This is a genomic window from Psychrobacter sp. van23A (assembly GCF_030845275.1).
Lineage (GTDB): Bacteria > Pseudomonadota > Gammaproteobacteria > Pseudomonadales > Moraxellaceae > Psychrobacter > Psychrobacter faecalis.
The window spans coordinates 1608793-1629333 of the sequence record NZ_CP132595.1 but is presented as its reverse complement, the minus strand read 5'-3'; the positions used below and the strand labels follow the sequence as shown (position 1 = coordinate 1629333).

Sequence of the window (20541 nt, the reverse complement as noted above, 5' to 3'; positions counted from 1 at the left end):
GGTAGAATCAGGCACTTAAATAATAAATAGAGTAGGGATGCCCAAAGACAAAATGAGCATGCCTATGAATAAAATGTTAACCTCTGAGGAAGAATTGTGAAACTATCACTAATGGTAGCTATATCGAAGAATGGAGTTATCGGGAATGGCCCTGATATTCCATGGAGTGCCAAAGGTGAACAGCTCCTGTTTAAAGCTATTACCTATAACCAATGGCTGTTGGTTGGACGCAAGACTTTTGAATCAATGGGAGCATTACCCAACCGAAAGTATGCGGTCGTAACACGTTCAAGTTTTACATCTGACAATGAGAACGTAGTGATCTTTCCATCAATTAAAGATGCTTTAACCAACCTAAAGAAAATAACGGATCATGTCATTGTTTCAGGTGGTGGGGAGATATACAAAAGCCTGATCGATCAAGTAGATACACTACATATATCTACAATAGACATCGAGCCGGAAGGTGATGTTTACTTTCCTGAAATCCCCAGCAATTTTAGGCCAGTTTTTACCCAAGACTTCGCCTCTAACATAAATTATAGTTACCAAATCTGGCAAAAGGGTTAACAAGTGGCAGCAACGGATTCGCAAACCTGTCACGCCTTTTGTACCAAAAGCCGCGCCAGGTTTGCGATCCGCTGTGCCAGGCGTTAGATGTAATTAACCGGAAAGTTGCGCACGAATAATTTTTTTCTTCAAGACTACAACTTTAAGAGAAAAGAACACATAATCCCTTCGAATCATATTGGAGGCGGATCATGAAAAGCTGGTTATTTCTTACTGTTGCAATTCTTGGAGAGGTAGTTGCAACATCTGCATTAAAGTCCAGTGAAGGTTTTACGAAGCTCGTACCATCTTTCATCGTAATTGTTGGCTATGGAATTGCATTTTATTTCCTTTCATTGGTCTTGAAGTCTATTCCTATAGGGGTGGCCTATGCAGTTTGGTCTGGCCTTGGCGTAGTATTAGTCACTGCTGTTGCATGGGGGCTTTACGGGCAAAAAATTGATGCATGGGGTTTCGTGGGTATTAGTTTAATAGTTTGCGGTGTATTGGTTTTAAATTTGCTTTCTAAAGCAAGCGTTCATTAAGTGGCACTGGCATCTAACAATCGGCAGCAGGCGGTCAGCCTACACTACGCGGTTTTGTGTTACTCGCTGCGCTCAAACATTAACACAAAACCGCTCCGTTACGGCTGCCGCTGTGCCGGGCGTTAGCCATATTATGGAGCCTCATGCTTTTATATAAAATGTGTGACAATCAAAATTATGGGGTTACTTACATGAAGTTTTTATTGGTATTTTCGCTTTTAATACCATCCGTGGTTTTTGCAAGTAGTTCAAAGTTTCGGCAAGTTGAACAAGACGTTAAGGCAATTGAAGTTTCTCTTTCTGCTCGTATAGGTGTTTCCGTTCTTGATACTCAAAATGGAGAATACTGGGATTACAATGGCAATCAGCGCTTCCCGTTGACAAGTACTTTTAAAACAATAGCTTGCGCTAAATTACTATATGATGCTGAGCAAGGAAAAGTTAATCCCAATAGTACAGTCGAGATTAAGAAAGCAGATCTTGTGACCTATTCCCCTGTAATAGAAAAGCAAGTAGGGCAGGCAATCACACTCGATGATGCGTGCTTCGCAACTATGACTACAAGTGATAATACTGCGGCAAATATCATCCTAAGTGCTGTAGGTGGCTCCAAAGGCGTTACTGATTTTTTAAGACAAATTGGGGACAAAGAGACTCGTCTAGACCGTATTGAGCCTGATTTAAATGAAGGTAAGCTCGGTGATTTGAGGGATACGACAACTCCTAAGGCAATAGCCAGTACTTTGAATAAATTTTTATTTGGTTCAGCGCTATCTGAAATGAACAAAAAAAAATTAGAGTCTTGGATGGTGAACAATCAAGTCACTGGTAATTTACTACGTTCAGTATTGCCGGCGGGATGGAACATTGCGGATCGTTCAGGTGCTGGCGGATTTGGTGCTCGGAGTATTACAGCAGTTGTGTGGAGTGAGCATCAAGCCCCAATTATTGTGAGCATCTATCTAGCTCAAACACAGGCTTCAATGGCAGAGCGAAATGATGCGATTGTTAAAATTGGTCGTTCAATTTTTGACGTTTATACATCACAGTCGCGCTGATAAGGCTAACAAGGCCATCAAGTTGACGGCTTTTCCGTCGCTTGTTTTGTGGCTTAACGCTACGCTACCACAAAACAATCAACTACAAAGCCGCAACTTATGGCGGCGTTAAACATCATGAGGGAAGCGGTGATCGCCGAAGTATCGACTCAACTATCAGAGGTAGTTGGCGTCATCGAGCGCCATCTCGAACCGACGTTGCTGGCCGTACATTTGTACGGCTCCGCAGTGGATGGCGGCCTGAAGCCACACAGTGATATTGATTTGCTGGTTACGGTGACCGTAAGGCTTGATGAAACAACGCGGCGAGCTTTGATCAACGACCTTTTGGAAACTTCGGCTTCCCCTGGAGAGAGCGAGATTCTCCGCGCTGTAGAAGTCACCATTGTTGTGCACGACGACATCATTCCGTGGCGTTATCCAGCTAAGCGCGAACTGCAATTTGGAGAATGGCAGCGCAATGACATTCTTGCAGGTATCTTCGAGCCAGCCACGATCGACATTGATCTGGCTATCTTGCTGACAAAAGCAAGAGAACATAGCGTTGCCTTGGTAGGTCCAGCGGCGGAGGAACTCTTTGATCCGGTTCCTGAACAGGATCTATTTGAGGCGCTAAATGAAACCTTAACGCTATGGAACTCGCCGCCCGACTGGGCTGGCGATGAGCGAAATGTAGTGCTTACGTTGTCCCGCATTTGGTACAGCGCAGTAACCGGCAAAATCGCGCCGAAGGATGTCGCTGCCGACTGGGCAATGGAGCGCCTGCCGGCCCAGTATCAGCCCGTCATACTTGAAGCTAGACAGGCTTATCTTGGACAAGAAGAAGATCGCTTGGCCTCCCGCGCAGATCAGTTGGAAGAATTTGTTCACTACGTGAAAGGCGAGATCACCAAGGTAGTCGGCAAATAATGTCTAACAATTCGTTCAAGCCGACGCCGCTTCGCGGCGCGGCTTAACTCAAGCGTTAGATGCACTAAGCACATAATTGCTCACAGCCAAACTATCAGGTCAAGTCTGCTTTTATTATTTTTAAGCGTGCATAATAAGCCCTACACAAATTGGGAGATATATCATGAAAGGCTGGCTTTTTCTTGTTATCGCAATAGTTGGCGAAGTAATCGCAACATCCGCATTAAAATCTAGCGAGGGCTTTACTAAGCTTGCCCCTTCCGCCGTTGTCATAATCGGTTATGGCATCGCATTTTATTTTCTTTCTCTGGTTCTGAAATCCATCCCTGTCGGTGTTGCTTATGCAGTCTGGTCGGGACTCGGCGTCGTCATAATTACAGCCATTGCCTGGTTGCTTCATGGGCAAAAGCTTGATGCGTGGGGCTTTGTAGGTATGGGGCTCATAATTGCTGCCTTTTTGCTCGCCCGATCCCCATCGTGGAAGTCGCTGCGGAGGCCGACGCCATGGTGACGGTGTTCGGCATTCTGAATCTCACCGAGGACTCCTTCTTCGATGAGAGCCGGCGGCTAGACCCCGCCGGCGCTGTCACCGCGGCGATCGAAATGCTGCGAGTCGGATCAGACGTCGTGGATGTCGGACCGGCCGCCAGCCATCCGGACGCGAGGCCTGTATCGCCGGCCGATGAGATCAGACGTATTGCGCCGCTCTTAGACGCCCTGTCCGATCAGATGCACCGTGTTTCAATCGACAGCTTCCAACCGGAAACCCAGCGCTATGCGCTCAAGCGCGGCGTGGGCTACCTGAACGATATCCAAGGATTTCCTGACCCTGCGCTCTATCCCGATATTGCTGAGGCGGACTGCAGGCTGGTGGTTATGCACTCAGCGCAGCGGGATGGCATCGCCACCCGCACCGGTCACCTTCGACCCGAAGACGCGCTCGACGAGATTGTGCGGTTCTTCGAGGCGCGGGTTTCCGCCTTGCGACGGAGCGGGGTCGCTGCCGACCGGCTCATCCTCGATCCGGGGATGGGATTTTTCTTGAGCCCCGCACCGGAAACATCGCTGCACGTGCTGTCGAACCTTCAAAAGCTGAAGTCGGCGTTGGGGCTTCCGCTATTGGTCTCGGTGTCGCGGAAATCCTTCTTGGGCGCCACCGTTGGCCTTCCTGTAAAGGATCTGGGTCCAGCGAGCCTTGCGGCGGAACTTCACGCGATCGGCAATGGCGCTGACTACGTCCGCACCCACGCGCCTGGAGATCTGCGAAGCGCAATCACCTTCTCGGAAACCCTCGCGAAATTTCGCAGTCGCGACGCCAGAGACCGAGGGTTAGATCATGCCTAGCATTCACCTTCCGGCCGCCCGCTAGCGGACCCTGGTCAGGTTCCGCGAAGGTGGGCGCAGACATGCTGGGCTCGTCAGGATCAAACTGCACTATGAGGCGGCGGTTCATACCGCGCCAGGGGAGCGAATGGACAGCGAGGAGCCTCCGAACGTTCGGGTCGCCTGCTCGGGTGATATCGACGAGGTTGTGCGGCTGATGCACGACGCTGCGGCGTGGATGTCCGCCAAGGGAACGCCCGCCTGGGACGTCGCGCGGATCGACCGGACATTCGCGGAGACCTTCGTCCTGAGATCCGAGCTCCTAGTCGCGAGTTGCAGCGACGGCATCGTCGGCTGTTGCACCTTGTCGGCCGAGGATCCCGAGTTCTGGCCCGACGCCCTCAAGGGGGAGGCCGCATATCTGCACAAGCTCGCGGTGCGACGGACACATGCGGGCCGGGGTGTCAGCTCCGCGCTGATCGAGGCTTGCCGCCATGCCGCGCGAACGCAGGGGTGCGCCAAGCTGCGGCTCGACTGCCACCCGAACCTGCGTGGCCTATACGAGCGGCTCGGATTCACCCACGTCGACACTTTCAATCCCGGCTGGGATCCAACCTTCATCGCAGAACGCCTAGAACTCGAAATCTAACGTCCGTTCGGGCATCGAGGTCCATGTCGGGGTGGGACGGGCCCGTGGCTTCAAGATCACTTGCAGTCCGACCGCGATGTCTTGGTTGCGCGAGAGGTTGTCGATATCCTCCACTTCCATCATCAACCCTGGATAATGCCGCCGCCGTCATCGCCGCCGACGCCCGTGCCGGGCTTTTCGGGCCTGTCAGGCTTGCTCGGCCTTCAGCCTGCCTGGGCGAGATCTCCGGCGGACGGATTAACGGCGGAGCTTCGCCGCCTTTCGTGCGTGTGAAGGCCGAAGATAGTTCTCTCAAAAACATCCGTTTATGAGAGATACCAAATGTCATTTTCAGAAGACGACTGCACCAGTTGATTGGGCGTAATGGCTGTTGTGCAGCCAGCTCCTGACAGTTCAATATCAGAAGTGATCTGCACCAATCTCGACTATGCTCAATACTCGTGTGGGCTCTGTTGCAAAAATCGTGAAGCTTGAGCATGCTTGGCGGAGATTGGACGGACGGAACGATGACGGATTTCAAGTGGCGCCATTTCCAGGGTGATGTGATCCTGTGGGCGGTGCGCTGGTATTGTCGCTATCCGATCAGCTATCGCGACCTTGAGGAAATGCTGGCGGAACGCGGCATTTCGGTCGACCATACGACGATCTATCGCTGGGTCCAGTGCTACGCCCCGGAGATGGAGAAGCGGCTGCGCTGGTTCTGGCGGCGTGGCTTTGATCCGAGCTGGCGCCTGGATGAAACCTACGTCAAGGTGCGGGGCAAGTGGACCTACCTGTACCGGGCAGTCGACAAGCGGGGCGACACGATCGATTTCTACCTGTCGCCGACCCGCAGCGCCAAGGCAGCGAAGCGGTTCCTGGGCAAGGCCCTGCGAGGCCTGAAGCACTGGGAAAAGCCTGCCACGCTCAATACCGACAAAGCGCCGAGCTATGGTGCAGCGATCACCGAATTGAAGCGCGAAGGAAAGCTGGACCGGGAGACGGCCCACCGGCAGGTGAAGTATCTCAATAACGTGATCGAGGCCGATCACGGAAAGCTCAAGATACTGATCAAGCCGGTGCGCGGTTTCAAATCGATCCCCACGGCCTATGCCACGATCAAGGGATTCGAAGTCATGCGAGCCCTGCGCAAAGGACAGGCTCGCCCCTGGTGCCTGCAGCCCGGCATCAGGGGCGAGGTGCGCCTTGTGGAGAGAGCTTTTGGCATTGGGCCCTCGGCGCTGACGGAGGCCATGGGCATGCTCAACCACCATTTCGCAGCAGCCGCCTGATCGGCGCAGAGCGACAGCCTACCTCTGACTGCCGCCAATCTTTGCAACAGAGCCTCCGTCGCCATGCTCACCTCGCTTTGGTGCACACGAGTATTGAGCATAGTCGAGATTGGTGCAGATCACTTCTGATATTGAACTGTCAGGAGCTGGCTGCACAACAGCCATTACGCCCAATCAACTGGTGCAGTCGTCTTCTGAAAATGACACCTTGCCTGACATCCAGTTAGGGTATAGCTCAGGCTGACATCCAAGCAGGACGCCCTACTCAGGGTTGACTCGCAGTAATTACCCTCTTCCTGTAGACTGTCGCGGCCATTGAGTTACCAAAGACACTCGATAAGACCTCATGCTTACCCTGCAAAACATGATCTGGCTGCCTACGCCGCCATAGCGCTTCGCCCCCGCATCATCTGTGACTGCTTGCTCTGCCAGCGGTCGCGCTCTGCTGTGCTTTCGGTTTCAACACCCGCCACAGCCCCCCTACATCCGACAATTTGACCTCATATCGACCAGTTGCACATGGCCTGCGCCATGCTGCGCTGCGTGATCCATTGCCTTGGGAATTCTGATGCTCCACTCGTTAAAACAAACCTGGTTATCCAACATCCGTGGCGACATCCTCGCCGGTATTGTGGTCGCACTGGCCCTCATCCCTGAAGCCATCGCTTTCTCGATCATTGCCGGGGTTGACCCCAAGGTCGGCCTGTACGCCTCTTTCTGTATCGCCGTGGTGATCGCCTTTGTCGGTGGCCGACCCGGAATGATCTCGGCCGCAACCGGGGCCATGGCACTGCTGATGGTGACCCTGGTCAAGAATCATGGTCTCGAATACCTGCTGGCCGCCACGCTGCTATGTGGTGTTTTACAGATCGCTGCTGGGTACCTGAAGCTCGGCTCACTGATGCGCTTCGTCTCGCGCTCGGTGGTGACCGGCTTCGTCAATGCCCTGGCGATCCTGATCTTCATGGCTCAGCTACCCGAGTTAACCAACGTCACCTGGCACGTCTACGCCATGACAGCCGCAGGCCTCGGCATCATCTATCTGTTCCCCTACGTCCCCAAGATCGGCAAGCTCATCCCATCGCCGCTGGTGTGCATCATCGTGCTGACCGCCGTCGCCATGTCGGTTGGGCTAGATATCCGCACGGTCGGCGATATGGGCCAACTGCCCGATACGCTGCCAATCTTCCTCTGGCCTGACGTGCCGCTGACGTTCGAGACGTTGGCCATCATCTTCCCTTACTCGGCAGCACTGGCCGTGGTCGGTCTGCTGGAGTCGATGATGACCGCGACCATTGTTGACGACCTGACCGACACCCCCAGCGACAAGAACCGCGAGTGCAAGGGCCAGGGCGTGGCCAACATTGCTTCGGGTCTGCTCGGCGGTATGGCCGGCTGCGCGATGATTGGTCAGTCGATCATCAACGTGAAATCCGGTGGTCGTTCGCGCCTGTCGTCCCTTGCCGCAGGCGTATTCCTGCTGCTGATGGTGGTGTTCCTCGGCGACTGGTTGAAGCAGATCCCGATGGCGGCGCTGGTGGCAGTGATGATCATGGTGTCCATCGGCACCTTCAGTTGGGATTCGCTGCGCAACCTGAAGAAGCATCCGCTGTCGACCAACATTGTCATGGTCGTCACCGTGGTGGTCGTGGTCGCCACCCATAACCTGGCCTTCGGCGTGCTGGCCGGCGTGCTGCTGGCCGCGATGTTCTTCGCCAACAAGGTTGGCCATTACATGGCGATCAGCTCTTCGCTGGACGAAGCCGGCGAGCATCGTAGCTATAACGTCACCGGCCAGGTGTTCTTCAGCTCAGCAGACAAGTTCGTCGCGGCCTTCGACTTCAAAGAAGCCCTGAACAAGGTAACCATCGACCTGAATCGCGCCCACTTCTGGGATATCACCGCCGTTGCCGCTTTGGACAAAGTGGTCATCAAGTTCCGCCGCGAAGGCACCGAAGTCGAAGTGCTGGGCCTCAACGAAGCAAGCGCCACTATCGTGGATCGCTTCGGCGTTCACGATAAACCCGACGCCATTGATCAACTCATGGGCCACTGAGAAGGAGAACAACAATGAACCACATAATCGCCTGTATCGACGGTTCCGCCTCGGCCCCAGCCGTGTGCGACTATGCGGCCTGGGCCAGTCTGAGCCTGGAAGCCCCGTTGACCTTCCTGCATGTGCTGGATCAGCGCCAGTACCCGGTTGCACCGGATCTGAGTGGCAATATCGGCCTTGGCAGCCGCGAGCACCTACTCGATGAGCTTGCTTCCCTGGATGAACAGCGCGGCAAGTTGGCCCTGGAGCAGGGGCGGATCATGTTAGCGGCCGCGAAAGAGCGGGCCATGAAGGATGGTGTGGCCGCACCGGAGTCCAAGCAACGTCATGGCGATCTGCTGGAGAGCCTGCAAGAGCTGGAAAGCGAAACGCGCCTACTGGTCATCGGTCGCCAGGGCGAGTCTAGTGGAGGCCTGAGTCAGCATGTCGGAAGCCAGCTGGAAAGCGTGATTCGTGTCATGCACCGGCCGATCCTGGTCACCCCGACCAGCTTTCAGAAGCCCCAGAGCGCAATGCTGGCCTTCGATGGCAGTGCTACTACCCGCAAGGGTGTGGAGATGCTGGCAGCCAGCCCCCTGCTGAAGGGACTACCGATCCACCTGGTCATGGTCGGGCCCGTGAACGACGAGTCGTCGGCGCAGCTGGACTGGGCGCAAAAAGTGCTGCTCAACGCCGGGTTCACTGTTCGTGCCGAGACCCTGAGCGGTGAGATAGAGCCTACCCTGCACGCCTATCAGAAAGAGCATGGCATTGATCTGCTGGTGATGGGGGCCTATGGCCATTCCCGTATCCGGCAGTTCCTGGTCGGAAGCACCACGACCAGCATGCTCCGCACCACCACCAGTCCGCTGTTACTGCTGCGCTAATGGCCATGGACGACGCCCTCGATCTTGCCCATTTCAAGACCCTGCTGGAACAGCGGGCTGCCGAGCTGGATCGATTGCTGGAAGACGCTGAGTCTCGCTCGCAATCGGTAGAGCTGGATCAAGGCAAGGTAGGGCGTTTGTCGAGGATGGATGCACTCCAGCAGCAAGCAATGAACGATGCCATCCGCAGTCGGGCGCAGCATGAACGCGTCCGCCTCCAGCTGGCCCTCAAGCGTTGGCACGAGGGTGAGTATGGCTGGTGTAACCAATGCGGCGAGTTGATCGCCTCAGGCCGCTTGGAATTCGATCCGGCCACGCCACTGTGCATCACCTGTGCCAGCCGCGTCGAGTCGGGTTGAAACCACCGCGCGGCGCGCTGCATCTCCCAATTAACGAGGTCTCTGATGTATTCGATGGCTAAACACTGGCTGGGCCGAACACGGAAAGCAAGTGCTTGGATGTGGGTGCTGTTGTGCCTTGCCCTGCTCGCCGTATTCCAAGTCCGCACCCATCACCTTGATGATCGTTTGTACTTCTGGATCAAGACCCACTGGCACACCGATGATTGGCAGGAGCGCTCTGTGTGGCTGCCTGACTATCGGGTTGAGCTGGATGCTAAGCCGGTTCCAGGTGTGGACAACAATCTTTCGGGCCTGACCTTCGACCCTGACCTAAACCTGCTGTGGGCGGTCACCAACGGCCCAAACGAACTATTGGCCCTCAGTCGTGACGGTGATGTGGAAAGACGTTACAGCCTGGATGGCTTCCACGATGTGGAGGCGGTGTCCTATGCCGGCAACGGCCAGCTGGTAATCGCCGAAGAGCGCCGGCAGAGCCTGGTTGTCGTGGATGTCCCCATCGCTGAAGACGGTAAACTTTCTCCTGATCGACCATTGAGCCGAGACCAGTATCCAGCTCTGACCCTGGCGCTTGGCAAGGAGGACAACAAAGGCCTTGAAGGGCTCGCCTACGACCTGAAAGGCGACCGCCTGTTTGTGACCAAGGAGCGTGACCCCCGCCAATTGCTGGAAGTGGGCGGCCTTCGTGCCAGCCTGGCAGGAGGTTTTTCCCTGCACGTCCGCGACCTGTCCAGCTTGGTAAAGGACAAGGTGTTTGCGACTGACTTATCTTCGGTCGTCTTCGACCAACAGAGTGGCCATCTGATTCTGCTCAGTGACGAGTCGAAACTGCTGATTGAAATGACCGACGAGGGCAAAGTGGTGAGTTTCCGCTCCCTGGCGAGAGGGTTTGCTGGTTTGCTGAAGGGCATACCCCAGGCCGAAGGCGTAACCATCGACGATGAAGGGTATTTGTACGTGGTCAGCGAGCCGAACCTGTTCTATCGCTTTAGCCGCGAGACAGATTAACCGGTCAACAAGCTACAGTCGGGCGTGGTCGGGACGCTTGCACTGTTAGCGTACGATTTTTTCCGAATTCTGCGGGCTCCCCAGGTACATGAGTAATACCAGCGTTTTTAAGAACGGCCATATCAAAATCGATATTATGACCAATCAAGTATTCAACACTGCTAGGCAGCCTAAAATCTGTGTGCGGTGGTTCATTCGCCACATCCTCATCACAGATATGTGATATCGCCATAGATCCTAAGCTAATTTCTTTGAGAGGGTTAAAGCGTTTCGCTCTTGGCGCTTGCAACACCGTTACTTTACTATCGCTAATATCAATAATAGAGTAGGCTGCTTCAGTCATGTGCGGTTCGATAAGACCTGTAGTTTCGGTGTCGAGTATATAGGTGGTCATAATAAGCCTTGGTAAATTCGAGGAGCGTAATAGTCTGTTTTAAGCAGTTCCATTATACCAGTCTGTTTTAAGTGGTCTATTAATTGATTAATGACCCTAATTAAGCGGTTCCCTTGGGATATACCACTGACCGCCGCCATGCCTTTCATGCGGACGCTGTCCGTGTTGCCAGCCGCATCCACAAGCGCGTCAATACTCTTGACACTGTCAACAAGGCTGTTTGAAACTGAGACGCTAAGGCCGCTTTGTTTAGATGTGCTTTGGCTTTGGTTGGTGGTGATATCAAGGGCGCTGTCGAGGTTGATTTGCTTGGCTCGGATGACGGTGTTGCCGCGATTGGGGTCGTTAATGTCTAAGCTGCTGTCCTCTCCCATTCCGGCGATAATATTACTGCCAGTCTGCTGATAAGTGCCGCCTGCGGTGATGATGACGTTGCCATCGATGGCACCGATGTTGCTTGCCGTATGGGTGAGTGCGGTACTGGTATTGCTGTCATCGCTTTGCTTTTTACCGAGGGTAAAGCCTATGCCGCCGTCAGTCCCAAACAGTCCTGACTTTTTAGTTTGGCTATAGGTGCTTTCGCTAGAGGTGTTTTGCGCGGCTAGGATGTCGATGTTACCGCCTGCGGTGAGGCTGGTGCCGCGATCACTAATGGCGTTCGTACCCGTGAAGCTGATATTGTTACCCGCTTGGATGGCAACGGTATTGTCTTCTATGTTGCTGGTAATGGCGTTATCGCTTTGACGCTCAAAGCTATTTTGGGATGTCTTTTTACTAAAGACCCCTTTGTCTACGGTGTTGCTAGCCGTGCTTAGGTTTTGAGTGTGGCGACCTTCATTAAAGGTGATATTGTTGCCAGCAATAATACCAACCGCGCCTGAGTCACTGTTGATTTGGGCCGCCGTGCCAGTGACGTTTTGACCGGCGTTGATGAGGATGTCGCTATTGCCGGTAAGTGTACTGCCGATATCGCGGGTTTCGCTTTGCTTATAGTAGTTGTTGGCGTCCCCAATACTATTGCTTTGATAGCCTACATTGACGGCATTAAGATTGACGTCCCCTTTGCTGTCAATAATACTGCTGCCGCCTTGGTTGTTAAGGCGACCTGCACTAAAGGTGGTATTACCGCCGACATTGGCGACGAAATTCGTCAATGCGTTGCCGTCAGTATCTGATTGACCCTTTAAGCCATCGCCAACATAAATACTGGCAATCTTAGCAATGCCAGTACGCGAGCCATTGCTAGCCCCTTTAACCGCTTCGGTGCTATAGGTGAGGCTTTGATTATTAAAGTTGCCGCCAACGTTAAGCTGCATGGCACTGTTGGCGCTTATGGTGCTGCTTAAGTTATTCAAATCGTTTTGAGTGCTGATTTGAACATAGTTGCCTTTGATAAGACCGCCATTGTCATTGGTGAGGTTGTTGGCACTGATTTTAACCTGTTGATGACTGACGATATTGCCTTGGTTGTTTAAGTTGCCTGACAGCTGCAGGTCAATACGATCGGCAGCGATTAAGTTGCCCGTGCCATCAATCTGACCCACTGCTTGGCGGGTGTAGAGATTGCTGGATATTATAAGCCCAGCCGTCGCTCTCTTAAGAGTTATAGCGTGGAATTATGAGTCCAACCCTCTGCTACGATTTCCTTAACTGCTTGGTCGTAATGCTCGGGTAGCTTTTGATTTTTATAAAAAGGTGTTTCCCACATTTCCGATGTATTTAGACCCCCCTTTAAACTATCTATTATACGGTAATATGGGTCTTGTACTTCTGGCCATGATAATTCATCACCCAAAACTCGACCAACTTTACTTGTCATATAGCTTGAAAGCATAAAAGGTTCATCAATATCGCCACGTATGGCTAAACGATAAATGGGTTCAAAAGCTTCTATGACCGGTTTGATCATTCTTGTATTAAATTCAATCGATTTTTTAATATCGTCTTCTGTCCATTCTGGACGATGTATTTTAGCGACTTTTTCAATTTTCTCTCTTGATTTCCAATTAATAAGCGCCTTTTTAAACTCGATAGCAGCTTGCTTTATTTCTTCTTTGTCCATTTTAAATTCGGTCATTTTACTTTACCTTTATGATGTCATTAGCAAGCGAAGGCTAGGCCTGCTCTTTTCATCTGGCAGGCGTTTAGGTTATGTTTGGAGCTCTCAGTTGTTCATCTCTTATATCAACATACGATGAGCTAATCACGATTAGAAAACCAGCCTTTTCCTTCAAAAACAATCGTATCATCATCAAAGTAAACCTTATCTATTTGGTTGATGATAAATCTAAACTTTATGTCGTCTTTTTTTCCAATATATGGAGTATCAAAAAAAGGATTTAATACCAGTAAGCTTGCGTACTCACTTACTAGTTCTAAAAAATAACTAGGTTGATTTTTCAGTAGATCTCTTATGAAAGGGTAATTTAATTCATAAAGAAATAAAATATCAGGTTCTTCTTGATTCTTATCATCTATGTGACACTCCATAATAAAATCATTAATTATACTTTCCGTTTTTGCTAAAAAATCTTCGATACTTTCTTTCCAAATGAAACTACATGAATTTTCACCTAGATCATTTCTTCCGAAACCTAATGAACGTTTCCTAACGTGAGAAATATCTATTTTATTATTTGCAACTTTAAACATTTGCAATTCCTTACTTTAGTATCTTAATATTTTTATAGGGTGGAATAATCACTATCTGACCATCAGGGTAAACACTAATCGAACCTGAAGGGTAGTAAGGCTTTCCATCCTTTGATAGATTGGGCTCGTCTCTAATTCCTTCACGTTGAAAGAATTCTTCAGGGGACTGAATTACTGGAATTTTCGAAGTGCAGTTTCCAGAGCATATAATGGTATCTTCTAGGTCAAGAGAGCCCACAATATTTTGCGAGTCTCTAGCAATTTGCTTATTAGTTTTTCCTGTCTGATTAACGCTTACCTGAAATAGACCGCCTAGACATTCTTATATTCTAATTAAAAAAACTCTTATAATAGATGCCGAGAGCTTTTTAATAATACTGCTCTACTGAGTAAAGTATATTGGAAATAATTATGAATATTGAAATTCACGGCGATAAAATATTGACTGAGTTAGAGTTTCATAATGAAATTGCGCGGCAATTTGATGTGGAGCTCTACTATGGTAAGAATCTTGATGCATTATGGGATCTATTAAGCGGGGGTGTAGAGAGACCCATTAATTTAATATGGTTCAATTCAACTATGTCAAAAGAAAAGCTGAGTTGCTTTGAAGAGATAGTTTTTATTCTCGAAAAAGTTAAAAACCAGGACGAGCAATTCAACTTGGAAGAAAAATTTACTTATACCTTAATGTAGTTCTGCTAGCTATCTTACAACAATCAGAAATAAGGTAGTGAAAAATCAAAGTTGTTAATAAAACACTATAGTCAGTTCAAAACAAAAGTGTTATATCTAGGACAAACATCATAAAATAATTTGGATAAGTCATTTTCCATCCACCCTTGGCGTAGAAACTTCACTTGAGCCCATTTTTTCTCAATAGGGTTCAAGTCTGGGCTGTACGGCGGCAGCCATAGGATACGATGACCATGCCTGTTCAGTAATTTTTGGATACGTCTACTTTTATGAAACCGAGCGTTATCCATGACAATCACGCATTTGGTTTTAAGGCTTGGGATTAGGGTGTGTTTGCACCAATCGTAGAATATGCCGCTGTTAATGTTGTGTTCAAAGTAATCCAGTGCAAATAGCATCTTTTCATATAGAGCCCCAATGACGTTGGTTCGCTTTTTACCTTGCCAGTTGTAGCTGTCGATACAGGGTTTGCCTATCGGTGCATAACCATGAGGACGAATGGTCTGGCTTTCAAAACCGCTTTCGTCCATATACACAATGGGATAACCTTGCTGTTTAAAGTTATCAAGCTTACTCTGATACGCCGCTCTTTTTATTGGACATGCTTTTGGATGCTCTAAGGTCTTTTTTTTGACTGATGCCTAGGCGTTTTAAAGCCTCACAAATGGCTGGGGCAGTACAGTTGAACCGTCTTGCTCTCTCATAGTGATAGTCATCAGGGTAACGCTCAACGTCTTTGCGTAGTGCATCATCCGGTATTTTTGATGGCGTAACATTGCGAGTGCTCTTACTATGCAGCCGTTTCTTCCACTTTTGAATAGTGGTTGGACTAATGTCATAAAAAGAGGCTGCCTCGGCAAAGGTCATGCCATCTGCTAAGCTTTTAAGAACTTGTTTGCGATAATCTAGTGAGTAAGTCATGATAATTGAGTATATCTGTTGAGATGTTTTATCTTATAACATTTTTATACTTAATGCACTATATAGATATTAGGCATACAACTCATAGTTCGATGCCTGTATAGCGCACCGAACTATAGTTATTACAAAATCAGTTCAATCGTCAGAAAGTTTTAGGCATTGAAATTGCCCGTCCGATTAAGGTGTGTAATTAATCCCAAGTAATACCATGCTTTATCTGTTCTTCAAAATGCATTATCACATAAAATAATCGAATAATTTGATTAGGCACATCTTCATAGCTGGCTAAATAATCTGTACCAATTTCAATTGGTACATAAATATCTGCATCTTCTTTATCTATTAAAAAATGACCATCCGCATAAAATTCTAAATCGTACTGACTAGATAATTTGTCTAATCTGTCATTAATTCTCAATTCATTAAATAGCGAACCTTTATAATTGTCTGAAACTATGATTCCGTAAAGAATTTTTGTAGGTTTTCCATCAAACTGTAAAACAACATCATTATTCCAGCGACAGGCATAAGCATCAAACTCTTTTCCTAAGCTATTAGTACCTTTGTGATGTATGACATACCATAAGCCTTGAGTATTTGATAGCTTGTTATATTCCTCATTATCAACCAGCTTATGTGGTGTATGTTTAAGAAACTCATCAAAGCTTAATCCAATATCAATGCCTGCGGCACTTTTTAATGGGATAATATCAGCATTTAAATGAGGTATAAATTTTTTCATATTTTAAGCCTTTCGCTATTTTGGTTAATCAATTACCTACTCTAGAGTGAGATGATCAAATCACATTAAGCATCTCAATATGTACACTGTGAAGTACACTACAATGAACAAAGTAACCAAAACCCTTGATATTATTAGCCTACAGCCGCATATTCAAGTCCTCACTAGGGAACCGAACCCATTTAATGAGGTAGTATCACTTAACTGATGCAATAAGCTTAGATTCTACAATAAAAAACTAGCCCAGCTGTGAAAGCTTAATAAGGCAAATAAAATGAATAACCATGTTTTAGATAGTTTTGATGAGATTTATTACGACTTAAATCAAGTAACCATTGAAGATGTATATATTAAAAATAGAGATCAAACAAGGATTGAGTTTAATTCGATCAACTTTAAGAATGCTAAACCTAGAGATATGAGCTTTCATGAGTATTTTTTTGAACCTTTTAAAAACACTCAACCTGAGACTTACAAGGTCTTATCTGAGGTTACAGAAGAATTTTTCTATGCTATTAAAAGATCAGATATACCAGAAATATTATCTGATATTACGGCGTTTGGTATCAATATAAATGGCATTATTATTTATCTGCGGTATACGCCTTATATTGCTGATGATGCTCAGGAAAATGAGTTTAACTTTCCAATAGAGATTATTCAGTCTTGGCTGTGGCACAGTGCTGGTTGGTATATCCCTGATGATACTGTTTATGGACCATTAGCTCCAAGCGGCTTGCCATCGAGTAACAATCCGCCTATAGGGTCGGTCTGTCGAAATCTTAGAAAAAAAGACAAAGAAGCTCATAAAAAGGTAGCTTTTTTAGAGGAAAAGTTTGATCAACCTTTTTTGGTGGAATATGGGTATGAAGGCGATGAAAAACATGATACGCACTTTCAGCTACACGCCTTACTTGACACTAGATTTAATGGTCTAGAGCAAGAGAAGAATTTCCAGATATTTTCTGTCACTAACCATATCCAAAAAGACATGTATTTGATACAAGATCAGGATATCTATAGTATCCAAAAGCTAATGAAATCAGCAGAAGCAATTGATCATTATGCCGCTCATTTACTGTCAAGACAGGCTGGAGAATTCGACTTTTTACAATATGCTGAAGACTTTTAGCGGCATTCCTAGCTTGGTTAATACCCCTGTAGGGCTATTCTAGTTGACCTCTTAAACTTCGCTTATCAGGCAAGTTGAGCTTTATTCCTATAACGGTGATTATGGTAAATCAGTTCAATTTGGCCTTTTCAGTTTTCATTGCTCATAAAAAAACTCTTCGCCATCTCTTTAATATAAAATAGCAAAGGATTTAGTATCACACAATAGTATGGTAGGTAATTACTCAAGGACAAGAGTGCTAGCCTAAATGATGATGATCATAGTGGCAGTGGTAAAGACAATCATTAGGGCAGCGGCGATTAATAAATGGTATTTAAACTGAGACATCTGTTGCTCCTTATTATTATTCAGCAGATTTTATACCAGTTTATTGAAAACCCTATGTGCTTTTATGGACTATATATTTAGCTGTTATTTGTAGTTGATTGGGTGAAAGTGTAGGCGATAAAACGTTATTTACATGAACTCTTTCAAAAATATAGGGTTGACAAGAGCAAAAATAAGTGCGTTATAAATTGAATAGTATGATTGTAGGTGCTATTATTTGCTGGTCAATATATAGATAACTGCCCTTAGTGGGCATTTTTGCACTTTAGCTACTAGAAAAATCACACATAAAAAAATAAGGTGAGTTATGTCAACAATTAATGCTCAGTCTAAAATACAGGCAATTAATGACATTAAATATCAAGTGATTGATAAGTATCTTGCAAACCTTGATTCTGGATTAGTTGATTCAAAGGATATCTCCCTGACGCGTTTCGAGAAACAAGTCAAGAATATGAAAAGCGCCGATTTTACTGCTAATGATTATATTGTCTATTATAGCGCTTTAGCTATTATAGCAACTGCTAAAGGCAAAATGCGTGAGGCGGAAGCGCTGTATTCGAAGGCGATTAATCTTAAACCGAATAACCCTACTTACCTTGCTGAGTATAATAATGTCTTGGTTGGCGTCTGCCGTTTTGATGATGCTCAAAAGCTCACAGAAGATCATTTTGAAAGCGGTGGTAAAAACTACAGTCTCCTTTTTGGTTTGTATGTTTGTAGTTTAAGAAATCTAGAATTTACAAGTTTTAAAAAATATTATGAGCTAATACGTTATAAAGACGTGCTATCAAAAGAAACCAAGCAAGAGTTGGAAACCGTCTATCTGAACACTGAGTATTGGGCTGGTATGATAGATGACTTAGCTTCTATTGGTATAGACAAAGCTGCTTATTCGAGCTTCTTTGATCTCTTATATAGTTTCCATAAGAAACACCTGTACGGTACATGTAATCTTCGATGCTATGTAGAGGAAGATGAGCAGTATGTGACAGTGGATGTACTTGTAAATACCTCTTTGAAAGAAGCTGTGTCATTGACTAACCAGTTTGAGCGTACATTGGTAGATTATGCGGTAAAAACAGGTCGTGACGATATCCTAAGTAAGTTTCTTGTGTATTATAAAAGTGCAGATATGGAGCAAGAGGAGAGTAATCCTCCTTGCGTCGACACCTGCTTAGAAGAAAATGAAGATATGGTGCTATAGATGCCGGTCACGATTGAAGATATATACACCCAGAAATATGAGATAGAACAGAACAGATTTAGCCCCAAAGAGGCGCATAATCGGCTTTTAATAAGTAGGGGATATTATGCGTCTTTTTTATATGCGCGTGAGCTTTTCAAAGGTAACGCCAAATATAAGTTAACTTTATATTCCGAATGTTTGGATGACAAGGGTTATGGGTCTCATGAGAAAATATACGAAAGCCTGATTAGGTCAGAAATTACAAACCTAAAATACGTAGGTAAGATCTTGAAAAAATACCATAAGCTTCGTAAGATTTCAGATTATAAAATGTATTTGCATATTAAGGATTATGATGCAATTTCAGCAGAGCAGCATTTCCAAGATTGCAAAGAGCGTATAGATTTCTTTATAAAAAATGGCAATGTAGACTTCCCGTGCTGAATACCTCTACACTAAGCATAGTAAAAAGGTATTCGTGGTCCATTCACGTAATGCCTTTTTTATTGCTATCAGTTCTTCTTTACAACCAAATCTATCTCATCTGCTCATCACAAACCCTCAATCCAACCTCCACAGCCTCACTTAAGTCAGCACCTTCCTTAATGCTATATGGCACATTAGGCTTCATGCCATCACGCTTCAGCGCCTTAGCAGCAGCCTTATTAAGCGGAGTACCAATAGAGGACTCGTCAATATAGCCTACAGGTTCAAAATATACCTCAATACCAAACTCTGGATAATAGACACAGGATATTTCACCTGATGTCGTAAATGGATAGGGCGTATCATGATCAGCGGACCAGAACATTTCATGCACCGCAACATAGCCAGAAACAAATTGACTAGCGTAACTGTCATCTTTAGAAGGGGTACATGCAGCTAACGATAAGACAGCTACGCTAATTAACCACCTGAGCATATAGACTCGCATGGCACACCGTCCTTATCGCCATCAATCTGCGTATTACCGCAGGCAAGTTGCTGCTGTGCTTCTACGCATGTTGTTATCTGGCTACAGGTTTTCTTGATAAAGTTGCTACAGATGGCACCAGTAGGTGGCAATGGAATAATAGTGCCAGAACCATTAGACGTGCCTGCACTAGGTTTGCTATAGCACTTGTTAGCACCTTTTGATGGCAAGCGATCATTATTAAAGTTGAGATCAGAGCTATTTTTGCCGCTTCGATAATCGGATGGCTTTATAGGATATCGATTTGCCCACAAGCCTCTATCGTTTAATCGAGCTACAATCTCAGCATTGGCATACTCAATGCGATCGTAAGGTGTCTGGCTACTCTGATATTCCTTGTAATGCCAAGATGCACCCTTCTGCAGTTGATTCAAGTTACAGTCAACATTATTAGCAATGACCTTGCCAAGCAGGCGATCATACCTATCCCTTTCAGTCCAATGGATAGAAACAATCGCATTACTTACACACTGAGATAAGGCAGTAGTGCTTTCTGCTCCGTACTCTTGTGCCGATTCTGGTGCATCAATACCTAATAAACGTACACGCTCGCTTTGTCCTGATGCTTGAGTAACCTCTACCGTATCACCATCGATAACACGTGTCCCAGTGGCATTCAGCACATTAGGTTCATAGCATTTGGTTGTATTACCACTGTTAGAGCCATTGTTGCCACCAACGACGCCAGTAGAGCCCATAGTGGCGTCCCTCATAGCGTCAATGTCATCGTAACCACCACACCCAGCAAGAGCTAATACCAAACCAACAACCACTAAGTTTCTCATGACCAATCACCAGAGTAATATTTACCCAACTGTAAACGATTGGTAACTTTTCGGCAACTGTTTAGAATTGATATTTAAGGTTTTTGTGCATGAGAAAAAATACTGAGCATCTACTTATAAAAAACTTCAATACTGAG

General features: G+C 47.1%; 24 protein-coding genes and 1 pseudogene. 16 read left to right on the top strand and 9 right to left on the bottom strand.

Annotated features, from left to right (window positions below; translation table 11 throughout):
- Positions 1 to 96: 96 nt before the first annotated feature.
- From dfrA1 to RAH45_RS06895, 12 genes and pseudogenes are all read left to right on the top strand, one after another.
- Positions 97 to 570 (top strand): trimethoprim-resistant dihydrofolate reductase DfrA1, encoded by a 474-nt coding sequence (gene dfrA1, locus RAH45_RS06960; protein WP_000777555.1) that lies wholly within the window; start codon positions 97 to 99, stop codon positions 568 to 570.
- A 191-nt stretch (positions 571 to 761) separates the two neighbouring features.
- Positions 762 to 1094: a quaternary ammonium compound efflux SMR transporter QacK gene (qacK, locus tag RAH45_RS06955; RefSeq protein ID WP_052484405.1), complete on the top strand. Its 333-nt coding sequence runs from the start codon at positions 762 to 764 to the stop codon at positions 1092 to 1094.
- A 191-nt stretch (positions 1095 to 1285) separates the two neighbouring features.
- On the top strand, positions 1286 to 2152 hold the full coding sequence (locus tag RAH45_RS06950) for a PSE family carbenicillin-hydrolyzing class A beta-lactamase CARB-12 (RefSeq protein ID WP_063857839.1): 867 nt from the start codon (positions 1286 to 1288) through the stop codon (positions 2150 to 2152).
- Between the two features lie 117 nt (positions 2153 to 2269).
- Positions 2270 to 3108, top strand: a pseudogene (aadA1, locus tag RAH45_RS06945) (ANT(3'')-Ia family aminoglycoside nucleotidyltransferase AadA1).
- Positions 3109 to 3224: 116 nt separating this feature from the next.
- Positions 3225 to 3572 carry a quaternary ammonium compound efflux SMR transporter QacE delta 1 gene (locus RAH45_RS06940; protein ID WP_000679427.1) on the top strand — a complete coding sequence of 116 codons (348 nt, stop codon included), beginning with the start codon at positions 3225 to 3227 and terminating at the stop codon, positions 3570 to 3572.
- On the top strand, positions 3566 to 4405 hold the full coding sequence (gene sul1, locus RAH45_RS06935; protein ID WP_000259031.1) for a sulfonamide-resistant dihydropteroate synthase Sul1: 840 nt from the start codon (positions 3566 to 3568) through the stop codon (positions 4403 to 4405). The genes RAH45_RS06940 and sul1 overlap by 7 nt, the downstream gene beginning before the upstream one ends.
- 127 nt (positions 4406 to 4532) lie before the next feature.
- On the top strand, positions 4533 to 5033 hold the full coding sequence (locus RAH45_RS06930; protein WP_000376623.1) for a GNAT family N-acetyltransferase: 501 nt from the start codon (positions 4533 to 4535) through the stop codon (positions 5031 to 5033).
- A gap of 506 nt (positions 5034 to 5539) precedes the next feature.
- Positions 5540 to 6304, top strand: coding sequence for an IS6-like element IS6100 family transposase (locus tag RAH45_RS06920; protein ID WP_001389365.1), 765 nt, complete (start codon positions 5540 to 5542; stop codon positions 6302 to 6304).
- A gap of 568 nt (positions 6305 to 6872) precedes the next feature.
- Complete coding sequence (locus tag RAH45_RS06910; protein WP_119673428.1) at positions 6873 to 8360, top strand: SulP family inorganic anion transporter; 1488 nt, start codon at positions 6873 to 6875, stop codon at positions 8358 to 8360.
- Positions 8361 to 8374: 14 nt separating this feature from the next.
- Complete coding sequence (locus RAH45_RS06905; RefSeq protein WP_119673427.1) at positions 8375 to 9226, top strand: universal stress protein; 852 nt, start codon at positions 8375 to 8377, stop codon at positions 9224 to 9226.
- Positions 9227 to 9231: 5 nt separating this feature from the next.
- Positions 9232 to 9585 carry a TraR/DksA family transcriptional regulator gene (locus tag RAH45_RS06900; protein WP_199699786.1) on the top strand — a complete coding sequence of 118 codons (354 nt, stop codon included), beginning with the start codon at positions 9232 to 9234 and terminating at the stop codon, positions 9583 to 9585.
- Between the two features lie 99 nt (positions 9586 to 9684).
- Positions 9685 to 10593: an SdiA-regulated domain-containing protein gene (locus tag RAH45_RS06895; protein WP_306495056.1), complete on the top strand. Its 909-nt coding sequence runs from the start codon at positions 9685 to 9687 to the stop codon at positions 10591 to 10593.
- 4 nt (positions 10594 to 10597) lie between these two features.
- Here RAH45_RS06895 and RAH45_RS06890 read toward each other — a convergent pair whose 3' ends face one another.
- The 4 genes from RAH45_RS06890 to RAH45_RS06875 all read right to left on the bottom strand — a co-directional run bounded on the left by RAH45_RS06890 (position 10598) and on the right by RAH45_RS06875 (position 13639).
- Positions 10598 to 10987 carry a 3'-5' exonuclease gene (locus RAH45_RS06890; protein ID WP_306495055.1) on the bottom strand — a complete coding sequence of 130 codons (390 nt, stop codon included), beginning with the start codon at positions 10985 to 10987 and terminating at the stop codon, positions 10598 to 10600.
- A complete protein-coding gene (locus RAH45_RS06885) occupies positions 10984 to 12531 on the bottom strand; it encodes a hemagglutinin repeat-containing protein (RefSeq protein WP_306495054.1) in 1548 nt (515 codons plus the stop codon). Before RAH45_RS06885 ends, RAH45_RS06890 begins: the two co-directional genes overlap by 4 nt.
- Positions 12532 to 12590: 59 nt before the next feature.
- Positions 12591 to 13064, bottom strand: coding sequence for a hypothetical protein (locus RAH45_RS06880; RefSeq protein WP_306495053.1), 474 nt, complete (start codon positions 13062 to 13064; stop codon positions 12591 to 12593).
- A 122-nt stretch (positions 13065 to 13186) separates the two neighbouring features.
- Positions 13187 to 13639: a hypothetical protein gene (locus RAH45_RS06875; protein WP_306495052.1), complete on the bottom strand. Its 453-nt coding sequence runs from the start codon at positions 13637 to 13639 to the stop codon at positions 13187 to 13189.
- A 411-nt stretch (positions 13640 to 14050) separates the two neighbouring features.
- Between RAH45_RS06875 and RAH45_RS06870 the strand changes: the two genes are divergently transcribed.
- Complete coding sequence (locus RAH45_RS06870; RefSeq protein WP_306495051.1) at positions 14051 to 14335, top strand: barstar family protein; 285 nt, start codon at positions 14051 to 14053, stop codon at positions 14333 to 14335.
- A gap of 71 nt (positions 14336 to 14406) precedes the next feature.
- Here the strand turns inward: RAH45_RS06870 and RAH45_RS06865 are convergent, their stop codons facing one another.
- The 3 genes from RAH45_RS06865 to RAH45_RS06855 all read right to left on the bottom strand — a co-directional run bounded on the left by RAH45_RS06865 (position 14407) and on the right by RAH45_RS06855 (position 15998).
- Positions 14407 to 14931 (bottom strand): IS630 family transposase, encoded by a 525-nt coding sequence (locus tag RAH45_RS06865; protein WP_306495924.1) that lies wholly within the window; start codon positions 14929 to 14931, stop codon positions 14407 to 14409.
- Entirely contained in the window at positions 14906 to 15256 is a 351-nt protein-coding gene (locus tag RAH45_RS06860) for an IS630 transposase-related protein (protein ID WP_201541006.1), read from the bottom strand. Before RAH45_RS06860 ends, RAH45_RS06865 begins: the two co-directional genes overlap by 26 nt.
- Positions 15257 to 15446: 190 nt before the next feature.
- Entirely contained in the window at positions 15447 to 15998 is a 552-nt protein-coding gene (locus RAH45_RS06855) for a hypothetical protein (protein WP_306495050.1), read from the bottom strand.
- Between the two features lie 274 nt (positions 15999 to 16272).
- On the opposite strand from RAH45_RS06855, the gene RAH45_RS06850 reads away from it, so the two are divergent.
- From RAH45_RS06850 to RAH45_RS06840, 3 genes are all read left to right on the top strand, one after another.
- A complete protein-coding gene (locus RAH45_RS06850) occupies positions 16273 to 17130 on the top strand; it encodes a hypothetical protein (RefSeq protein WP_306495049.1) in 858 nt (285 codons plus the stop codon).
- A gap of 634 nt (positions 17131 to 17764) precedes the next feature.
- Positions 17765 to 18664, top strand: coding sequence for a tetratricopeptide repeat protein (locus RAH45_RS06845; protein ID WP_306495048.1), 900 nt, complete (start codon positions 17765 to 17767; stop codon positions 18662 to 18664).
- Positions 18665 to 19090: a hypothetical protein gene (locus RAH45_RS06840; RefSeq protein WP_306495047.1), complete on the top strand. Its 426-nt coding sequence runs from the start codon at positions 18665 to 18667 to the stop codon at positions 19088 to 19090.
- Positions 19091 to 19181: 91 nt separating this feature from the next.
- On the opposite strand, the gene RAH45_RS06835 is transcribed toward RAH45_RS06840, so the two are convergent.
- Together RAH45_RS06835 and RAH45_RS06830 are read right to left on the bottom strand one after the other, a co-directional pair.
- Positions 19182 to 19580, bottom strand: a complete 399-nt coding sequence (locus tag RAH45_RS06835; RefSeq protein WP_306495046.1) for a hypothetical protein — start codon at positions 19578 to 19580, stop codon at positions 19182 to 19184.
- A complete protein-coding gene (locus RAH45_RS06830) occupies positions 19553 to 20404 on the bottom strand; it encodes a thermonuclease family protein (RefSeq protein WP_306495045.1) in 852 nt (283 codons plus the stop codon). The genes RAH45_RS06835 and RAH45_RS06830 overlap by 28 nt, the downstream gene beginning before the upstream one ends.
- Between the last annotated feature and the right edge of the window lie 137 nt (positions 20405 to 20541).